Raw genomic sequence first — 266 nt, forward strand, 5'->3', positions numbered from 1 at the left:
CGCCATCCTGCTCGACCAGAAGATCCGCGGCGAGAGCGTGTTGCGGCCGATCTTCCTCTATCCGATGGCGCTCTCCTTCATCGTGACAGGCGTTGCCTGGAAATGGTTCCTCGATCCCGGCCTCGGGCTGGAACAGACGCTGCACCAGTTCGGCTGGACAAGCTTCCACTTCGACTGGATCAAGAACAAGGACTTCGTCATCTACACCGTCGTCATCGCCGGCGTCTGGCAGGCGTCGGGCTTCGTCATGGCGATGTTCCTGGCGG

Annotated in this window: 1 pseudogene; it reads left to right on the plus strand. The window is 61.3% G+C overall.

The annotated features are described in order from the left end of the window. Positions 1-266 (plus strand): annotated as a pseudogene (locus EOD29_RS32260) (sugar ABC transporter permease); the annotation flags it as partial.

Origin of the sequence: Mesorhizobium sp. M1A.T.Ca.IN.004.03.1.1 (assembly GCF_003997555.1) — a bacterium.
Classification (GTDB): domain Bacteria; phylum Pseudomonadota; class Alphaproteobacteria; order Rhizobiales; family Rhizobiaceae; genus Mesorhizobium.